At 65.7% G+C, this 18,092-nt stretch carries 20 protein-coding genes; 8 read left to right on the top strand and 12 right to left on the bottom strand.

From position 1 onward, the window contains the following. The first annotated feature begins 34 nt into the window (after positions 1–34). Complete coding sequence (locus ACQPZ2_RS26045) at positions 35–829, top strand: SDR family oxidoreductase (protein ID WP_433520843.1); 795 nt, start codon at positions 35–37, stop codon at positions 827–829. Then, a complete protein-coding gene (locus ACQPZ2_RS26040; protein ID WP_433520842.1) occupies positions 826–1,899 on the top strand; it encodes an NAD(P)H-dependent amine dehydrogenase family protein in 1,074 nt (357 codons plus the stop codon). Before ACQPZ2_RS26045 ends, ACQPZ2_RS26040 begins: the two co-directional genes overlap by 4 nt. A 74-nt stretch (positions 1,900–1,973) precedes the next feature. On the opposite strand, the gene ACQPZ2_RS26035 is transcribed toward ACQPZ2_RS26040, so the two are convergent. The 3 genes from ACQPZ2_RS26035 to ACQPZ2_RS26025 all read right to left on the bottom strand — a co-directional run bounded on the left by ACQPZ2_RS26035 (position 1,974) and on the right by ACQPZ2_RS26025 (position 3,952). Continuing rightward, positions 1,974–3,020, bottom strand: a complete 1,047-nt coding sequence (locus tag ACQPZ2_RS26035) for an aminotransferase class V-fold PLP-dependent enzyme (protein WP_433520841.1) — start codon at positions 3,018–3,020, stop codon at positions 1,974–1,976. 78 nt (positions 3,021–3,098) lie between these two features. Further along, the gene (locus ACQPZ2_RS26030; RefSeq protein WP_364472488.1) at positions 3,099–3,575 is read right to left on the bottom strand and encodes a nuclear transport factor 2 family protein; all 477 of its coding nucleotides are present in this window, start codon (positions 3,573–3,575) and stop codon (positions 3,099–3,101) included. Between the two features lie 44 nt (positions 3,576–3,619). Beyond that, on the bottom strand, positions 3,620–3,952 hold the full coding sequence (locus tag ACQPZ2_RS26025; RefSeq protein WP_433520840.1) for a hypothetical protein: 333 nt from the start codon (positions 3,950–3,952) through the stop codon (positions 3,620–3,622). Between the two features lie 240 nt (positions 3,953–4,192). On the opposite strand from ACQPZ2_RS26025, the gene ACQPZ2_RS26020 reads away from it, so the two are divergent. Next, a complete protein-coding gene (locus ACQPZ2_RS26020) occupies positions 4,193–4,444 on the top strand; it encodes a three-helix bundle dimerization domain-containing protein (protein WP_433520839.1) in 252 nt (83 codons plus the stop codon). Here the strand turns inward: ACQPZ2_RS26020 and ACQPZ2_RS26015 are convergent. The 6 genes from ACQPZ2_RS26015 to ACQPZ2_RS25990 all read right to left on the bottom strand — a co-directional run bounded on the left by ACQPZ2_RS26015 (position 4,441) and on the right by ACQPZ2_RS25990 (position 9,310). After that, positions 4,441–5,403, bottom strand: coding sequence for an NAD(P)H-dependent flavin oxidoreductase (locus ACQPZ2_RS26015; protein ID WP_433520838.1), 963 nt, complete (start codon positions 5,401–5,403; stop codon positions 4,441–4,443). The genes ACQPZ2_RS26020 and ACQPZ2_RS26015 overlap by 4 nt on opposite strands. Positions 5,404–5,475: 72 nt before the next feature. Continuing rightward, positions 5,476–6,363 carry a VOC family protein gene (locus tag ACQPZ2_RS26010; RefSeq protein ID WP_433520837.1) on the bottom strand — a complete coding sequence of 296 codons (888 nt, stop codon included), beginning with the start codon at positions 6,361–6,363 and terminating at the stop codon, positions 5,476–5,478. Positions 6,364–6,370: 7 nt separating this feature from the next. After that, on the bottom strand, positions 6,371–7,375 hold the full coding sequence (locus tag ACQPZ2_RS26005; protein WP_433520836.1) for a 2Fe-2S iron-sulfur cluster-binding protein: 1,005 nt from the start codon (positions 7,373–7,375) through the stop codon (positions 6,371–6,373). Continuing rightward, complete coding sequence (locus tag ACQPZ2_RS26000; protein WP_433520835.1) at positions 7,372–7,599, bottom strand: hypothetical protein; 228 nt, start codon at positions 7,597–7,599, stop codon at positions 7,372–7,374. Before ACQPZ2_RS26000 ends, ACQPZ2_RS26005 begins: the two co-directional genes overlap by 4 nt. 11 nt (positions 7,600–7,610) lie before the next feature. Further along, positions 7,611–8,744 (bottom strand): Rieske 2Fe-2S domain-containing protein, encoded by a 1,134-nt coding sequence (locus tag ACQPZ2_RS25995; protein WP_433520834.1) that lies wholly within the window; start codon positions 8,742–8,744, stop codon positions 7,611–7,613. 89 nt (positions 8,745–8,833) lie between these two features. After that, entirely contained in the window at positions 8,834–9,310 is a 477-nt protein-coding gene (locus tag ACQPZ2_RS25990; protein WP_433520833.1) for a flavin reductase family protein, read from the bottom strand. Positions 9,311–9,551: 241 nt separating this feature from the next. On the opposite strand from ACQPZ2_RS25990, the gene ACQPZ2_RS25985 reads away from it, so the two are divergent. Both ACQPZ2_RS25985 and ACQPZ2_RS25980 read left to right on the top strand, forming a co-directional pair. Then, positions 9,552–10,394, top strand: coding sequence for an IclR family transcriptional regulator (locus ACQPZ2_RS25985; protein WP_063037530.1), 843 nt, complete (start codon positions 9,552–9,554; stop codon positions 10,392–10,394). Between the two features lie 137 nt (positions 10,395–10,531). After that, a complete protein-coding gene (locus tag ACQPZ2_RS25980; protein ID WP_433520832.1) occupies positions 10,532–11,677 on the top strand; it encodes an acyl-CoA dehydrogenase family protein in 1,146 nt (381 codons plus the stop codon). Positions 11,678–11,692: 15 nt separating this feature from the next. Here the strand turns inward: ACQPZ2_RS25980 and hemC are convergent, their stop codons facing one another. Continuing rightward, positions 11,693–12,622: a hydroxymethylbilane synthase gene (gene hemC / locus ACQPZ2_RS25975; protein ID WP_433520831.1), complete on the bottom strand. Its 930-nt coding sequence runs from the start codon at positions 12,620–12,622 to the stop codon at positions 11,693–11,695. 100 nt (positions 12,623–12,722) lie between these two features. On the opposite strand from hemC, the gene ACQPZ2_RS25970 reads away from it, so the two are divergent. The 3 genes from ACQPZ2_RS25970 to ACQPZ2_RS25960 all read left to right on the top strand — a co-directional run bounded on the left by ACQPZ2_RS25970 (position 12,723) and on the right by ACQPZ2_RS25960 (position 15,763). Then, complete coding sequence (locus ACQPZ2_RS25970; RefSeq protein ID WP_433520830.1) at positions 12,723–13,355, top strand: PadR family transcriptional regulator; 633 nt, start codon at positions 12,723–12,725, stop codon at positions 13,353–13,355. A gap of 60 nt (positions 13,356–13,415) precedes the next feature. Next, entirely contained in the window at positions 13,416–14,669 is a 1,254-nt protein-coding gene (locus tag ACQPZ2_RS25965) for a bifunctional 3,4-dihydroxy-2-butanone-4-phosphate synthase/GTP cyclohydrolase II (protein ID WP_433520829.1), read from the top strand. 158 nt (positions 14,670–14,827) lie between these two features. Further along, the gene (locus tag ACQPZ2_RS25960; RefSeq protein WP_433520828.1) at positions 14,828–15,763 is read left to right on the top strand and encodes an expansin EXLX1 family cellulose-binding protein; all 936 of its coding nucleotides are present in this window, start codon (positions 14,828–14,830) and stop codon (positions 15,761–15,763) included. Here the strand turns inward: ACQPZ2_RS25960 and ACQPZ2_RS25955 are convergent. Together ACQPZ2_RS25955 and ACQPZ2_RS25950 are read right to left on the bottom strand one after the other, a co-directional pair. Beyond that, a complete protein-coding gene (locus ACQPZ2_RS25955; protein ID WP_433520827.1) occupies positions 15,760–17,451 on the bottom strand; it encodes an FAD-binding dehydrogenase in 1,692 nt (563 codons plus the stop codon). The two genes, ACQPZ2_RS25960 and ACQPZ2_RS25955, sit on opposite strands and share 4 nt — an antisense overlap. Next, the gene (locus ACQPZ2_RS25950) at positions 17,448–18,059 is read right to left on the bottom strand and encodes a TetR/AcrR family transcriptional regulator (protein ID WP_433527527.1); all 612 of its coding nucleotides are present in this window, start codon (positions 18,057–18,059) and stop codon (positions 17,448–17,450) included. Before ACQPZ2_RS25950 ends, ACQPZ2_RS25955 begins: the two co-directional genes overlap by 4 nt. Positions 18,060–18,092 lie beyond the last annotated feature (33 nt).

The raw sequence follows: 18,092 nt of genomic DNA, 5'->3' as shown, positions 1-18,092 counted from the left end.
GTATAGCGTCGAATATTCGACAGTGGGAGCTCTCATGATCCTGGACAGATTCCGAATCGACGGCCAGGTCGCCGTCGTCACCGGCGCGGGGCGCGGCCTCGGCGCGGCGATCGCGGTGGCCTTCGCGGAGGCGGGCGCGGATGTCGTCATCGCGTCCCGCACCAAGAGTCAGCTGGACGAGGTCGCCGAGCGGGTAGCGGCGGCGGGGCGTCAGGCCCACGTGGTGCCCGCGGATCTCAGCGATATCGAGGCGACCGCCGGGCTGGCCGCCGCGGCCGTCGAACGCTTCGGGCGGCTGGATATCGTTGTCAACAATGTCGGCGGTGCGCTGCCGTGCCCGCTGCTCGATACGACACCGGATGCGCTGGTCGAGGCCTTCAACTTCAACGTCACCAATGCGCATGCGCTGGTCCGTTCGGCGGTGCCGAAGATCCTCGAAACCGCTGGTGGCGGTTCGATTCTCAATATCACCTCGACCATGGGCCGCCTGCCCGGCCGCGCCTTCGTCTCCTATGGAACGGCGAAAGCGGCGCTGGCGCATTACACCCGGTTGGCGGCAATGGACCTGAATCCGCGTATCCGGGTGAATGCCATTGCGCCCGGGTCGATTCTGACCTCGGCGCTGGAGATCGTGGCGGGCAATGATGCGATGCGCACCGAGCTGGAGGCCAAGACGCCGCTGCACCGCATCGGCGAGCCCGAGGATATCGCCGCCGCCGCACTGTATCTGGTGTCGCCCGCCGGAAAGTACGTCACGGGCAAGGTGCTCGAACCCGACGGCGGCCTGATCGCACCGAATCTCGACCTCCCGCTTCCGGATGTGTCATGAGCTACCGCGTAGTCCAATGGGGCACCGGGAATGTCGGTGCGCATGCGCTGGCGGGTGTGATCGCGAATCCGGATCTCGAGCTGGTCGGGGTATGGGTGTCGGGTCCGAAGAAGGACGGGCTCGATGCGGGAACCATTGCCGGACTCGATGATCCGGTCGGTGTGACCGCGACGACGGATACCGAGGCGATCCTGGCCGCGAAACCCGACTGTGTCGTCTACTGCTCGATGACCGACAATCGGCTGCTGGAGGCCGTCGAGGATCTGCGCAGATTGCTCAGCGCGGGCATCAATGTGGTGGCGTGCGCGCCGGTGTTCTTCCAGTATCCGTACGGCGTGCTCCCCGACGAATTACTGAAGCCGATCCAAGAGGCTGCGGCACAGGGCAATTCGTCGCTGTGGGTGAACGGCATCGATCCCGGGTTCGCCAATGATCTGCTGCCGCTCGCGCTCGCGGGCACCTGCCTGCGCATCGACCAACTGCGGTGTCTGGAGATCGTCGATTACGCCAGTTACGACAATCGCGAGGTCATGTTCGACATCATGGGGTTCGGCAAACCGCTGGACGAGATCCCGATGTTGTTGCAGCCCGGGGTGTTATCGCTCGCGTGGGGCGGCACCGTGCGCCAGCTGGCGGCGGGCATCGGTGTCACCCTCGACGCGGTTACCCAGACCTACGAGCGCATCCCCGCTCCCGAATCCTTCGATATCGCCACCGGCCATATCGCCGAAGGTACGGCCGCGGCACTGCGTTTCGAGGTTCGCGGGATGGTCGGAGACGAGCCCGTGACGGTTCTGGAGCACGTCACGCGCCTGCGTCCCGATCTGTGCCCCGATTGGCCGCAGCCCGCTCACCGCGAGGGCTCCTATCGCGTCGAGATCACCGGCGAGCCGAGTTACGCCATGGATCTGGTCACCTCGAGCCGCAATGGCGACCACAACCACGCCACCCTGCTGGCGACTGCCATGCGCATCGTCAACGCCGTCCCGGCCGTGGTGCAGGCACCCCCGGGCATCCTGACGGCCCTCGACCTTCCACTCATCACCGCACCCGCTACTCGCCCGGCGTAGCTACCCGGGAATCGCGTCGCCTTACCTCCGCACAGTCGCCCCGGGAGGGGGCGAAACTCGACAGGGTGCCGTCGCTACTGGGCAAGGGCTGCGAGCGCTCGGTCCACGTCGGCGGCGCTGTTGTAGAGGTGGAACGAGAATCGAAGGCCGCCGCCCCGGGCGGAGGTGAGCACGCCTGCCTCCTCCAAACGGGGTGCCGCATCGCCCGCGCCCGACACGGCGACGATCGCCGAATCCGCTGGCACCGACTGGAACCCCAACTCCACCAACCCGTTTCGGAATCGGGTGGCGAGTTCGCGGTTGTGCGCGCCGATCTTGTCGACGGTCAGCTCTTCGATCAAGGTCAGTGCGGACAGTGCGGCGATGACGCCGAGCCAGTCCGGTGTCGAATCGAAACGCCGGGCGGTGGTCGGCAGCGCGATCGGTTCGTACAGCTCGGCCCAGCGATCGGCCGCCGCATACCAGCCGGGGCTGATCGGGCGCAGCTGTGCGGCCGCTTCCGGCGGCGCGGCGAAGAAGGCCACGCTGCGGGCACCGATCAGCCACTTGAAGGTCGCGCACACCCAGTAATCGGCATCGACGAAACGCAGCGGCACCCAACCGGCGGCCTGGGTGGCATCGGCGAGCAGTCGAGCGTTGTGCGCCAGAGTTGCCGCGCGCAGTGTCGGCAGATCGACGGTTCGACCGTCCTTCGACTGGACGACGCTGACCGCGACCAACGCGGTCTCGGGCCGGACCTCGTCGGCGATGCGCTCCAACGGCACGAACCGGACATTCAGGTCGCCGCGGTGTACGAAAGGCATGGAGACGGAGGAGAATTCGCCTTCCGCGAGCAGTACCTCCGCCCCCGGCGGCAGCGCGGCGACCACCGGCGCCATCAACCCGGCGACGGTGGCGCCCAGCGCGATATCGTCGGCCGAAGCGCCCGCCAGCAGTCGCGCGAATCCGGCCCGCAATTCGGGTACCAGATGATCCCGCGTCGTCGGTGCGGCACGGCCCGCCGCCCAGAGCGCGTTGAACTCCTGCAGTGCCGCCAATGTTCGCGCGGCGGGCAACCCGTGCGAAGCGGTGTTCAGGTAGGCGGTCTCGGTCGTGAATTCAGCGGGCGCAAGGGAGGACATGTTCCCACCCTCCGCCGCCACTGTGGCTCCGGTCGAGTGCCACCGGGAAGATAGTGGCCTCAAATCCGGCGCGCTGTCCTACTTCTGTGTCGCCCACATGTTCGTCAGCAGTTGGTAGCTGGGGGTGTCGGCGAGGGCCTGCATCGATTCGTAGATGCGCTGGTAACTGGTCGAGGTGATGCGCCAGTGGCCGTCCGGATCGAGTCGGTAGGTGTCGGAGTAGTAGCCCGCGCCGCGGATGAGGACGCCGTATTCGGTGGCGATCACGGTGTCTTCGAAAGCCCATGAGCCCGTCGCCGTTTCGCCGTCCACGGTGATCTCCGGATGGTTCGCGATATGGGTGGTGACCACGGAAGGGCCGAGGTTCTCGCGCATGAATGCGGTGACGGCGTCGCGACCGTCCAGGGTCAGCGGTTCACCGAGGGCGTGGGTGCCGTAGCGACCGGCGACGTCGACGGCGAGGGTATCCCCGAAGTCGTCCCATTGTTTGAGATCGAGGGTCCGGAAGTAGCGGTACTTGAGCTGGCGGACGGCTTCGATGGCGGCAAGATCCATCCGTTCAGCTTGGCATTTGCCGGGGCCTCAGACAAGAACCTGTTCTACTTTCTTCGGGCGGCCGTCGCGTGGTTCGCCAACGCATCGAGTACGTCGACCCGGCTCGCTGGCACGTCGATGTCCATCGCGATGGCATCCGGGCCCGCCGTGGCGAAATCGAAGTCGAAGAATCCGCAGCAGGAGCTCTCGCGGGCGGCGAGGTCGCGGGCCGTGCCTTCGTGCGTTGCCGCCAGTTCCAGCCGTAGACGGGTAGGCGCGATGCGTTCGACCCTACGCAGCGCGGCCGCAAAGAGATCGGTGAATTCGGCCACGCGCAGTGGCTGCTCCGCCGTCGGCAATGTGCAGGCATCGGGCACCCAGATCAGGTTCGCGCTCATGCCTACGCCTCGCTGGCGCTCGGCTCCGGCACGAGCGAGTGCTCGGCTGTGTTTATTGTTCGCTCGCTCATTCCGGTCACCTCCGTGAGGCTATTGGCATATGTCGAAAGGGTAGTGCGAAATTGTGGGTGCGTCCATGACGTATCCGGGGTGTCGCCGTCGACCCATCGGGTACTCGATCGAGTGGACACGGTTTCGACCGCATCCTTTGCGCTGAAAGTTCCCGACCAGGAGTCCGCAATGACCGAAGGTCCTGTTACGCACCCGCCTATTCACGAACCATCCCTCGACCAGCGGTGCGCGCTGAAGGCCGCCGCGCGCCGTCTGGAGCGCGAATTCGACAGCACCCGCGACGAAGCGATCGAACGGTGGCTGTACTCCGCTTACGACTACCTCGCGGATCACGCCACCATCGACAACTTCCTGCCGCTACTCGCCGAGCGCTACACCCGTGAACTGCTCCGTGCCCTGACCGAGGAACACGCCGACTAGTCGCATCGCGCCGCGGCTCGCCGCAAGACCTGTTCGGCGTCGGCGCTGATGCGCCGCACCAGGTCCGCGGCGGATTCGAGGCTGCCGATGAGATCGACGTTCTCGCCCGCCCAAATCGGCGCACAGTCGAGATCACCTTGCTCGGCAGCAGCCCGATAACGTTGCCGGGCAAGGGGATCGGCCGCGAGTTCGGTTTCCCGTCCGGCCCATTCGTCGAGGAATCGGTTGCGCAGGGTGCGGGCGGTGTACTCGGCGGGCCACGGTGATTCGCGGGCGATATCGATGATGCGGTTGCGTTCGGTATCGCCGCCGCGTGCGTCGATGATGGCCTTGGCCCCCTCGGCCGAGAGCAACGATTCGTGTGTCGCTTCGAAGCGAGTACCGATCAACGCGCCCGCCGCACCGAGTACGAGTGCGGCGGCGAGGCCGCGTCCATCGGCTATGCCACCCGCGGCGAGCACTGGCGTACCCGCCGCCAGATCGACGACCGCGGGCACGAAGGGCAGCGTCGCCCGCCCGCCGCCGTGCCCGCCCGCCTCCGCACCCTGTGCGATGAGCACATCGGCTCCGGCCTCCAGGGCACGGGCCGCCTCGTCCGTGGTGGTGACCTGGACCAGCAGCGGAATCCCGGAATCCCGGACCACGGCGGCAAACGGGGAGGGGTCGCCGAAGGACAGCAGGATCGCGTGCGGTCGGCGCGCCACCGTCCTGCGCACAGTATCGAGATCGATGGCCCAGCTCAACAGGCCGATGCCCCAGGGCTTTTCGGTGCGGGCAGCGAGCAACGCACATTCCTGATCGAGTAACCGCTCGTCACCGCCGCCGCCACCGATCAGGCCGAGTCCACCAGCCTCGGAGACCGCCGCGGCCAGCGCGCCGCCCGCGACGCCACCCATCGGTGCGAGCACTATGGGATGTTCGATGTCGAACAGGCCGGTGAACTCGGTGCGCAGTGCCATCGGAAAACCCCTTCCGTCGCTATCGACGATAGTCAAGGGGTATCAGGCCGCCGGTCGCCGCCCGTGATCTTGTCAGCCCCGATCCCAGTCGTGACCCCAATAGCTATCGGCGGTCATTTCCTCCGCGGTGTAGGTGTTCTCGTCCACCAGCATGCCCTCGGTGCCGAATTCGAGATCCCAGCCGCCCGGAGTACGGACATAGAAGGAGATCATTTTGTCGTTGGTATGGCGGCCCAACGTCGAGGACAAGTGATATCCGGCCTTGTTCACCCGGTCGAGCGCACGGCCGACATCGTCGAGACTGTCGACCTCGACCATGACGTGCACCAGCCCCGACCCCTCCTTACCGCCGGAGGGGATCAGCGCCAAGCTGTGGTGGCGCTGATTCACACCGAGGAAGCGGATGCGCACCGGACCGTATTCGGGCGGTGCGGGCAGCCGGAACGCGCCGCGCGGCAGGAACCCGAGGACGTCGGTATAGAAGTGGAAGGCGCCGTCGAGATCGGGCACCGGCAGCACCGCGTGGCCGAGGCCGAGTCCCGGAGTGACGAAACGGTTTCCGTACTTGCCGACGACCGGACTGTGGTCCAGGACGGGTCCATGGAAGATTTCGACGGTGGTGCCCGCGGGATCGTGAAAGGTGATCGCCTCTTCCACACCGCGGGCATCCGCCTCGGCCACGGTGAGCGCGGTGACTTCGATTCCGGCCTTCGCCACGGCTTCTCGTGCCGCGGCGAGTGCGCGATGGTCGCGGACCTCCCAGCCGATAGCGAGCACCTTGTCGGTTTCGCCTGGTACCAGGACCAATCGTGCGACGTGCTCATCCATGCGCAGATAGATGGCGTCCGGATCCGGCCCGGTACCCTCGGCGAAACCGATCACATCGAAGGCGAAGGTGCGCCAGGCATCGGGATCGCTGACCGCGACCCGCACATAGCCGAGCGAGCTGATAATTGCCATATTCTCCTCATTCATAGGTGACCCGGACCGCATCGGTAACCGGAACCGCCTGGCAGGCGAGCACATAGCCGTCGGCCAGATCTGCACGTTCCAGAACTTCGTTACGCAGCAACTTCACTTCGCCGTCGACGACACGACAGACACAGGCGCTGCAGGCGCCTTCGCGGCAGGAGTACGGAGCCGCTATACCACGCGCGAGCAGCACATCGAGCAGTACGGTATCGCGGGGCCAGGCGAATTCGTTGGTGGCGCCGTCGAGTTCGACCTCGACGATGGCAGCGTCGTCGGTGTCTTCGACCTCGGTTTCGGCGAAGGGATCGCCGGAGATCGAGACGAATTTCTCGACGTGCACCCGGTCCATGCCCAGGTTGTCGGCGGCTGTGACGACAGCATCCATGAAAGGTGCTGGGCCACAGACGAATAGCTCGCGACTGGTCCACGGTGTGATCAAGGTGGTCAGTGTGGGCGCCGATGGTAAGCCCTGAACAGCTTCCAGCCAATGCAGCACAACGAGCCGGTTCGGGTGCTCGGCGGTCAATGACCTCAGTTCATCGGCGAAGATCACCGATTCCTCGTCGCGGTTGGCGTAGATGAGCGTGCACCGTCCAGTGCCCTGCGCCAGTACCGATTTCAGGATGGACAGCATCGGCGTTATCCCGCTGCCCGCAGCCGATAAGAGCAGATCGGAGTCGAGTGAATCGGGTGTGAAGATGCCCGCGGGCGGCAAGCTGTCGATTGTCATGCCGGGAACAGCGTTGTCGCACAGCCAGTTCGAAGCGTATCCGCCCGCTGTCCGCTTCACGGTGACCGTGAGTCGGCCCTCGTGCGGCGCACTGGACAGCGAGTACGAGCGCGCGACCGAACCGGTTCGTTCGCTGGGTATCCGCAGTGTCAGAAACTGGCCGGGCCGATAGGAAAGGTGACCCTCCGGTTCGGCGACCAGCTCCAGGGAGACCGCATCCTGGGTTTCGGCAGTTACTCGAACAACTCGAAACGTTACCGCCGCACTCACAGCAGATCCCCATCACGGGTGCTCAGCCCGACTTCGCCCGCGCTGACAGCCTTTTCGATGCTGTCGCGCAATGCCGCACACCCGCGCACGGGCCCGCCGTCGTTCCGAGCGAACTCGGCGCAGTGCGCGCGAGCGATGGAACTCCACTGCACACTGGTGTGCGCGGGGCTGAATTTGACCACCGACACCTGATTCCGGCAGGTATGGCAGGTGATGCAATCCATTACCGATCCGTTCAGGCGTCCGCGCGTTGCGCGGCCAGATTCTCGGCGACCTCGGCCTCCCACGCCGTGACGGCACGGGTGGTGTCGACCTCGAATTCGAAGCGGTCGGTCATCTTCGTCTCCACCTCGGCGATATCGGTGTAGAACTGCTCGTACCAGCGCCGGAGCTGGTAGACCGGCCCGTCCTCCTCGCACAGCAGCGGATTGTCGATGCGGGTCTTGCGTTCCCAGATCGCCACATCCTGCTCGAAACCGCGCCCGAGTCCATTGGCGAAACGCACCGCCATCGCATCGGCATCTTCCGGCGACAAACCGGGCAACTTCTTGACGATCGCGCCGTACTGCAGCACGAATTTGGTGGGCGAAACCGGGTAGTGGCAGTTGATGAGGACGGATTCGACCCGCTGCCCGCTGGATTCGTTGACCAGGTAATCGATCATGTAGGAGGGCCCGTAATAGTGCGCCTCCGAATGCAGCGTGTTCTCCGCGCCCGCCTCCTTGGCCAACTCGCCCTGCACATCCGCGCGTCCGATCGAGGTCATGTACTGACTGGCGATGTGGCCCTCGAAGACGTTCTTGAAGTAGGTCGGAAAGGCGAAGTGCACGTAGAAGAAATGCGCCATATCCACCACGTTGTCGATGACTTCGCGGCAGTTCGCGCCCTCGATGGTGATCTGGTTCCAGGTCCAGTCGCTCCACTCGTCACTGAACGCGCCCTCGATGCGGGGGATCGTGATATCCGCGGGCGGCGGATTGTCTTCGGGATCGTTCCAGACGAACAGCTGCCGGTTCTGCTCCAAGGTGATCCACGATTTGGTGCGGGCCAGCGGTGGTACGCGGCGCGCGTAAGGGATTGCGGCACAACGGCCATTGCCGCGCCAGCGCCAATCGTGGAACGGGCAGGCGATGGTGTCGCCCTTGATAATGCCGTCGCCGAGGTTGCCGCCCATATGTCGGCAATAGGCGTCGAGCACATTGAGGGTGCCGTCCGCGCTCGCGAAAACCACCAGTTCGGTGCCGAAGATTTCGATGGTGTGCGGTTTGCCGTCGCGGAAGCTGTCGGCGAGGCCGACGCAGTGCCAACCCCGGGCATATCGGGTGGGCGGGGTGCCGGTGTCGATCACGCGCACCTGATCGTCGGTCATGGTTCCTCCACGTTCGTCGGGCTGTCGTTTCGATGGTTCGGCGCGCCGATGGACGCGCAAAGGTGTGGTCTCACTGGCCGGGAGACGGCTCAGGCAGTGGTAAGGCGCTCGAATCCGGAGCGGTAGAACAGCAGCGGATCGGCCTCGCGGCCCGCGCCCAGTGCGGTGACATGGCCGATGACGATGGTGTGATCGCCGCCGTCCAGCTCGCCGCCGAGCTCGCAATCGATCCACGCGATGGATCCGTCGAGCAGCGGCGAACCGTTGGGGGAGCGGGTCCAGTCGAGTCCGTCGAATTTGTCGGGTCCACTGCGGCCGAGCTGTCTGCACACCTGCTCCTGATCGGCGGCGAGCACGTTCACGCAGAACCTGCTCGCCGTGCGGATCCGCGGCCAGGTGGTGGAGGTCCGGGCCGGGAACAGGGCCACGGCAGGCGGATCCAGCGATAGTGCGGAGAAGGACTGGCAGGCGAACCCGACGGGTTGCGCGCCGTCCAGGGCGGTGATCGCGGTGACTCCGGTGGCGAACCGGCCGAGGACGGCCTTGAAGTCGAGCACGACGGCCATAGCGCTCCTAGTTTCGACTAGAAATATTCCGTTTCGCCATGAAGGTAAGCGGCGCGCGCGGTGGGCTGTCAATGGTCGGTTCCGGCTACCGAGAAGATCCGTAGCGATCTCCGTAGTTTTCGGGATTCGACGTCGTCCGCGTGACGGCACTGTGATTGGGGACACAAGCAGGTGTGCCGAAAACGGACATGCCTAATCGAAATACTTCTAAGCTGTATGAGCTACACAATGGAGGTGCGCCATGACGGTCGAGGTGCTGACCGGTCCGGGATCCGACGAGCTGTTATCGGGTCCGGGTCGTCCGACCACCCGGCCCGCGCAGCCGCCGGTTTCCATGATCGAGCGAATGACGCTGATCCTAGACGCTTTCGACGGTTCGACACCGACTCTGACGCTGCTCGGATTGGCCGAGCGAACCGGCCTGCCGCGGTCCACAGTGCACCGCATCCTGGACCAGATGATCCGGCTGCGCTGGTTGGCGCACGCGCCCGGCGGCTACCGCCTCGGCTTGCGTCCGCTGGAACTCGGCGGACTCGCCGCCGATCACAATGAGATTCGCGATGTGGTGAGTCCGCTGCTGCACGAGCTGTGTCAGCGGACCGGCATGGTGGGCCACCTCGGCGTGCTCGACGGACGCGAGGTGCTGTATCTGGACAAGGCCGGTGGCCGCTACACCGCGAGCATCCCGACCCGCCTGGGCGGCCGGATGCCCGCGCACAGCACGGCCCTTGGCAAGGCGATACTGGCCTCGCTGGAGCCGAGCATTATCGAGACCTCCTTCCGGGACCGGTTGCCGCAATTGACGCCGCGCACCATTTGCGACCGGGCGGAACTGCACCGCGAGTTGACCCGGATCCGGCATCGGCAGGGAATTGCCGTGGACAACGAGGAGTCGGTGACCGGGATCTCCTGCGTCGCGGTGCCGATTCGCGGTCGCGGAGCAGCCACCGGCGCACTCTCGCTGTCCGGTCAAATCGGTGGGGATCGAACGGCGTTGGACACCGCGCGTTTGGCGCGGGTGCTGGTCGAGGTTGCGCACGAGGCGGGGCGGGCGCTGTTTCCGCGCCACGCTCGGTGGCGGTGATTCGGGTCTGTTACATGGCGTTGTGGTCGGGGCGAGAGGTCTCGGCCGTGGTTGCGTCGAATTGTGAGCGGGACCTGCCTGCGGGCGGTGTGACGCTCGGCTAGCGTCGGGGGTGGGACCTCATTGAGGAGGGCGATGTGATCTACAGCGATGAGCATCAGGAGTTCCGGGCGCTGGTTCGGCGGTATGTCGAGCAGAAGATCAATCCGCGGGTCGACGAGTGGGAACGGGCGGAGTGGATGCCGCTGCACGAGGTCTTCGCCGATATGGCGAAGCTCGGGATGCTGGGGCTGGAATACGATCCGGCCTACGGCGGCCAGGGCGCGGACCATCTGTTCACGGTGGTGCTGTGCCAGGAACTCGGGCGGGTCGCCCACGGCTCGTTCCCGATGGCGCTCGGGGTGCAGGTCGCGATGGCGACGCCGTCGCTGCACGCGCACGGCAGCGAAGAACTCAAACAGGAGTTTCTCGCGCCCGCCATGCGCGGCGAAATGGTCTGTGGTGTAGCGGTTACCGAACCGGAGGCGGGTTCGGATGTGGCGGGGATTCGCACGCACGCCCGGCGCGACGGTGACGACTGGGTGATCAGCGGCTCGAAGATGTTCATCACCAATGCCGTTCAGGCCGACTGGCTCTGCACCCTGGTGCGCACCTCCGACGAGGGCGGCTACCGCGGCATGAGCCAGATCGTCGTCCCCACCGGCACCGCGGGCTTCCGGGTCGACCGCAAGCTCGACAAGCTCGGTATGCGCGCCTCCGACACCGGCCTGCTCACCTTCGACAATGTCCGAGTTCCGGTGCGCAACACCATCGGTGAAATCGGTCGCGGCTTCCAACAGCAGATGTCGCAGTTCGTGATGGAGCGCATGTTCGCCTCTTACAGCGTCCCCATCACCTGCGCCATCGAACTCGAGGCCACCCGCGACTACGCCCGCGCCCGAAAGCTGTTCGGCCACCCGCTCACCGCGAACCAATACCTGCAATACACCTACGCCGAACTCGCCGCGCGCGTCGACATGCTCCGCGTCTACACCGAGTCCACCGCCCAGTCCTATATGGCAGGCACCGATGTCACCCGGATGGCCACGATCTCCAAACTGGAGGCCGCACGCCTCGGCCGACAGGTCGCCGACTGGTGCCTACAGGTGCACGGTGGCATGGGCTACATGGAAGAAACCTGGACCTCGCGCGCCTACCGCGACAGCCGCCTGCTCAGCATCGGCGGCGGCGCCGACGAAGTCATGCTCCGCGTGCTGTCCATGATGGACGGCTTCACCGACTGAACGCCCCGAACCAGTTCAGTGCGGGATCGAGTCGATGATCGCGCGTGCGCCCTGGCGCAGCAGGTCCGCGCCGACGAAGAAGCCGAGGGCGCTCGGGTCGTCCGGGACGCCCCAGTGTTTGGCGTCGAGCCACTGGCTGCCGTCGAGGTTGAAGACCTTGCCGTGCAAGGTGAGTCGTCCGGTGGGGTCGGTCGTGGCGTGTCCGGCGATCGGGGAGTTGCAGTGGCCCTGCAGTGCGTGCAGCATCGCGCGTTCGGCATCCGCGTGCCGGTGGGTGGCCGGATCGTCCAGGCGCGCACCGAGATCGAGGAGTTGGGCGTCGTCGTCGCGGCACTGCAGTGCGATCACGCCGGCCCCGATCGGCGGGCACATGGTGTCCAGGTCGAGGGTTTCGGTGATCCGGTGCGCCTGCTCGACGCGGTGCAGCCCCGATACAGCCGCGATCAGCACATCGACATGGCCCTCTTCGAGGCGCGCCAATCGGGTATTGACGTTGCCGCGCAACGGCTTCACCGCAAGATGCGGATAGTGCAGCCGCAGCTGTGCGGTCCGGCGCACGGAACTGGTGCCGACGACCGTGCCCTCGGGGAGTTCGGCCAGCGGCGCGCCGGTTCGGGTGATCACCGCATCGTGCACGTCCTCGCGCGGCAGATGACCCGCGAAGGCGAGCCCTTCCGGCACCGGAATATCACCGGGAATGTCCTTGAGGCAGTGCACCGCCAGATCTGCCTCGTCATCGAGCAGGGCTCGATCGATCTCCTTGACGAAGGCGCCCTTACCCCCGAGCTTCGACAGATCGCCCATCCACCGATCGCCCGCCGTGGTTACCTTGACCAGCTCGCTCTCGACCCCGAGCCCGGCCAGCAATCCGGCGACCTGCTCGGCCTGAGCCAGGGCCATCGGGCTGGATCGGGTGCCGATCCGAATAATGCGCGTACGCGACATGCGGCGAGACTACTCCCGGCGCTCGCGCCCCGATCACCGGGGCGTGTCCCACTCAGCGGGACTTTGCACCCGAAATATGCCTAAGCGGTATAGTCCTATCGTGACCGAAGCGAAGTCTGTGGCGAGCGCCGAAGTTCCCGACCTGCCGACGACGAGTTGGGCCGTGCTCGGCATGCTCTCGCACGCCGACGAACTCTCCGGCTACGACCTGAAGAAATGGGCCGACTGGAGCCTGCAATTCTTCTATTGGAGCCCGTCGTTCAGTCAGATCTACGCCGAGCTCAAACGCCTCGAGAAACACGGTTACGCCACCTCGCGCACGGTGCTGCAGGACGACGGCGTGCGCGGTAAGCGCATGTACGCCATCACCGAGAGCGGCCGCGCCGCGGCGGCGCAGTGGGTGAACCACGCACCGGTGGAGGCGCCGGTGCTCAAGCACAGCGTCATGTTGCGCGCCTGGCTGGGGCATCTCGCCGAACCGGACCGGTTGCGCGAAATTCTCTCCGAGCACATCGGATACGCGGAGCGGATGCGCAAACTCGCCGAGGTCGATGCCGAGGGCGCCGACGAGAATCCGGATTGGGCCTACCCCGGCGCGGTGTTGCGCTGGTGCATACGGCATTACGAGGCCGAGCGGGATTTCGCCGAGGCGCTGCTCGCCGACGTGGATAAACTCGCGACAAAGACCGCTCCGAAGAAGTCCGCGAAGGGGAAGGGGCGCCGCGCTTCCTGATCCCGCTCACTGAGTGGGATGGCGCTTGATATGACTAATAGAAATACTTCTACTAGTCATATGCGCATCGAATTCGCACAGCAGCGTTCGCTGGACACGATCGAGACCGCGCTCGCCGCTCTGGCCGCGGGCGGCATGGTTGTGGTCGTCGACGACGAAGATCGGGAGAACGAGGGCGATCTGGTCCTCGCCGCCGCACTGGCCACGCCCGAGGCCATCGCCTTCATGGTCCGCCACACCAGCGGCGTGCTGTGCGCACCGTTGCCCGGCGGGGATGTGGATCGGCTCCAGCTGCCGCCGATGACACCGATCAACGAGGATCCCAAGGGAACCGCGTACACGGTGTCGGTGGATGCGGCTTCCGGTGTGACGACCGGGATTTCGGCCGCCGACCGCGCCCGCACGGTGCGCACCCTGGCGGATCCGCGCACCACGCCGGACCAGCTGACCAGGCCCGGCCACGTCTTCCCGTTGCGCGCGCATCCCAGCGGTGTGCTCGGCCGCGCTGGGCATACCGAGGCCGCCGTCGACCTGACCCGGCTGGCCGGACTGCGACCCGCAGGTGTGATTGCCGAAGTCGTGAACGACGACGGCTCGATGGCCCGTCTGCCGCAACTGCTCGATTTCGCCGAAACCCATGCACTGCCGATTATTTCGATCGCCGATCTGATCGCCTACCGCCACCGGGCCGAACCCACCCTGACCAGGGTCGTGGAGACCCGCTTGCCGACTCGATACGGCGAATTCCGCCTCATCGGCTACTGCGACGAGATCTCCGGAACCGAAACCCTCGCACTGGTTTTCGGTGAACCGAGTCGCGAATCCGTATTGGCGCGGTTGCATTCGGAATGCCTCACCGGTGACGCTCTCGGCTCGCTGCGCTGCGACTGTGGCGACCAACTCGACGCCGCGTTGCGTGCGGTCGCCGAGGAGGGCAGTGGCGTGGTGGTCTACCTACGCGGACAGGAGGGGCGGGGCATCGGATTGTTGAACAAACTGCGGGCGTACGAATTACAGGATCGCGGCGCCGATACCGTCGAAGCGAATCTCGCACTCGGGTTGCCGGTCGATGCCCGAGGGTATGCGGCAGGTGCGCACGTGCTCGCCGATCTCGGCATCCGGTCGGTTCGGCTGCTCAGTAACAACCCGGCCAAAGAGGCGGGCCTGGAACAGCACGGGGTCACGGTCGTGCGGCGGCTGCCGCTGCAGGCGACGCCGACCGAACACAACATCCGCTATCTGCGCGCCAAGCGCGATCGGATGGACCATCAACTCTCGGGTGTGGACGCCGAACAGGCAAGGGCCACCTCGTAGCAACGAAATCTTTTCCGATCTTCGTCGCCGAATGCTAGCTATTTGCCGTGAGATTGCCGACATGTGCATGTTTCACTACGGAGATTTTTCGTTCGAGTCATGCGTCGCGGGTCGGCCTGCTTTCCTGATGGAGTCAGGATGGAGAGTCCGCGAGTTGGGTGAGCCGGAAGTCGGGGACAGCGGTGCACCGAATACCGATCCAACAGCAGCATTTCCGCTCCCGGTGGTTGTGGTCGTCCGCTGGCGTGCTACTGACCGCGGTCGCGGTCACGATCTGGGCCGCCGGACCCGAGCCGCAGTCGTCGTGCGAGGCGACACATCGGGTGCCGGACACCGGGACCGATACCTCGCGAATGATGGTGGCGGGCAGTAGCACCGGAGTCGCCAACTGGCATACGGTGGACGCGTCGCCGTCCACACGCCCGGGCGAGGCACGGTACTACGTCTTCGGCCCCGGAATCGCGTGTTCGTTCACCGGACTGCCGACGAGCGGCTTCTATGTGGGCGTCTCCACTCGGGAGTACGGGCACGCCGATCTGTGCGGTGCGTATCTCGATGTGCACGGCCCGCGCGGTGACGTCCGAGTGCTGATCGCCGACCGGTGCCCAGGATGTGCTCCGGGACAACTGGATTTGAGCACCGCGGCCTTCGAACAGATCGCGGATCGCTCCGACGGCGTCGCGCAGATTCGATATTCCGTGGTCCGCGATCCGCTTCCCGCGCCCGAGCTGATCTACGAGCTGAAGCCGGACTCCTCGGCCTCCTGGCTGGCAATGCTGGTCACCGGATCGGGAAACCCCATCCAGCGGGTGGCATTACGGTCCGCGATGGGCGGGCCGTGGCAGGAGCTCAATCGCGGCATGGACAACTACTGGACGATCAGCGGCGCCGGGTCGGGACCGTTCTCGGCACAGGTGACCGATGTCCACGGGCATCAGGCAGAAGTCACCGGGATCTCCCTGGAGCAGGGCCAGCGGTACACCGGCATGAGCCTCTATACCGAGCCCGCCCCCGAACCAGTGCCGACACCGGAGATCCCGGCCACGACACCGCAGCCGCCGTCTCACGTCGTCGCGACAGGCTGTGACGCCTAGCTCGGTTTCGCGGCCAAGGCCCGTCCGGCGGCACGGCCGGAGAAAATGCAGCCACCGAGGAAGGTGCCCTCCAGTGCGTTGTAGCCGTGTACACCGCCGCCGCCGAATCCGGCGACCTCGCCCGCGGCATACAGTCCCGGCAGCGGTGTGCCGTCCGGACGCATCACCTGCGAATCCAGATTGGTCTGCAGTCCGCCGAGGGTCTTGCGGGTCAAGATATTGAGCCGCACCGCGATCAGCGGCCCGCTGGCCGGATCGAGGATGCGATGCGGTTTGGCCACGCGGCCCGCCTTGTCGCCGAAGTACTGGCGCGCATTGTTGATCGCCATCAGTTGCGCGTCCTTGGAGTACTTATTGGCGACATCACGATCGCGGGCGACGATCTGCTGTTCCAGCTCGTCGAAGTCCAACTGCGGGCCGCGCGCGATCTTGTTCATGCCATCGACCAACTCGCGCAAGGTATTCGCGACCACGAAGTCGACCCCGTGCTGTTTGAACGCCTCGACCGGACCGGGCGCACCCTTGGCCACCCGGCTCTTGAGAGTGAGTTTGAGATCCTTACCGGTGATATCCGGATTCTGCTCCGAGCCCGATAGCGCGAACTCTTTCTCGATGATCGCCTGGGTGAGCACGAACCAGGAGTAGTCGTAACCGGTGGCCAGGATCTCCTTCATCGTCGAATTGGTGTCGAAGCCCGGGAAACACGGTGCGGGCAAACGCTTTCCATTGGCGTCGAACCACAGCGAGGACGGACCGGGGATGATCCGGATGGCGTGATCGGGCCAGATCGGATTCCAGTTGTTGATGCCCTCGGTGTAGTGCCACATGCGATCGCGATTGACGATGGCGCCGCCCGCGGTCTCTGAGATGCCGAGCATCCGCCCGTCCACGTGTGCGGGCACACCGGAGATCATGGTCTCCGGCGCCGGACCGAGCCGTTCGGTGGGCCAGTTGCGGCGGATCAGCTCGTGATTGTGGCCGATACCGCCGGAGGTCACGATCACCGCCTTGGCGCGGAATTCGAAGTCGTCGACCACATTTCGTGACGAAGCCCGCCCGCGTTCCAGATCGGTCTGCTCGAGCACGCTGCCGCGCACGCCGACCACCGCACCGTCCTCGACGATCAACTCGTCGACCTGATGCCGGAAACTGAAGCCGACCAGTCCGCGGCGCTCACCTTCGAGCACCGGCTCCTGGAATACCCGCACCACCTCGGGGCCGGTACCCCAGGTGAGGTGGAAGCGCGGCACCGAATTGCCGTGCCCATCGGCGAAGGCGCCACCGCGCTCGGCCCAACCGACCAGCGGCGTCACCCGCAAACCCAACTCGTGCAGATAGTCCCGCTTCTCGGTAGCCGCGAAGCGCACATAGGCCCGCGCCCACTGGCGGGCCCAGTAGTCCTGGTCCTCGCGATCGAAACCCGCCGAACCGAACCAATCCTGCAGTGCCAGTTCGTAGGAGTCCTTGATGCCGAGGCGGCGCTGCTCCGGACTGTCCACGAAGAACAATCCGCCGAGCGACCAGAAGGCCTGGCCGCCGAGGTTATTGCGATTCTCCTGGTCCAGCACATGCACCTTGCGGCCGGCCTTGACCAGTTCGTGGGTCGCCACGAGCCCGGCCAGGCCCGCACCGACGACGATGACATCTGCCTCTTGCGTGAATTCGGGACTCGGGTCGCTCATGGTCATCCTTCGGTTTCGGTGCTGTAGACCAGCACGATGTGGCAGAAAAGGTCGGTGCGTCGCATGCGCACTGTGCGGCTGCGGGGTTCCATCAGCACCTGAACGGCGGTGCCGTCGTGCACCGCGACCAAGGCCTGTCCGAGCGCGACGGGATCGGGCACGGTCCGGCCGACACGGGCCAGTGCGGCGACGACCGTCGGCATCAGCGCCGCGACGATCGCCTCCTCGCGTCCGGCCATCACCTGCCGCAGGCCGGGTGTGCGCAGCGCGTGCGAGGTGAATTCAGCGGTGATGCGGAACCAGTCCTCGTCGATCGGTACGGCGCGGTCCAAGCGTTCGACCGCGGCGCGGATATCGGCGACGCCGTCGATCGAGAAGCCGTCGAGGGTCGCGCGGATACCGGCGATCATGGCGGCCGATCGCTGCTCCCACATGGTCAGGAACAACTCGTCGAGCGAGGTGAAGTTGGAGTAGAAGGCGCCACGGGTGAACCCGGCCCGTTCACAGACGCGCTCCACCGAGGCCCGGCCGAAGCCCTCCTCGGCGAAGACCTGATACGCGGCGGTGAGCAGGCGTTTACGTGTTTCGGTGCGCCGTCGGGTCACCCGGCGCATCGGGGTCTCCGCATCGGTGGTCGAGGCCAAGGT

The organism is Nocardia pseudovaccinii, from assembly GCF_050942345.1.
Lineage (GTDB): Bacteria > Actinomycetota > Actinomycetes > Mycobacteriales > Mycobacteriaceae > Nocardia > Nocardia pseudovaccinii.
Note: the sequence above shows the minus strand (reverse complement) of the source record. Positions and strands in the feature narration are given on the sequence as shown.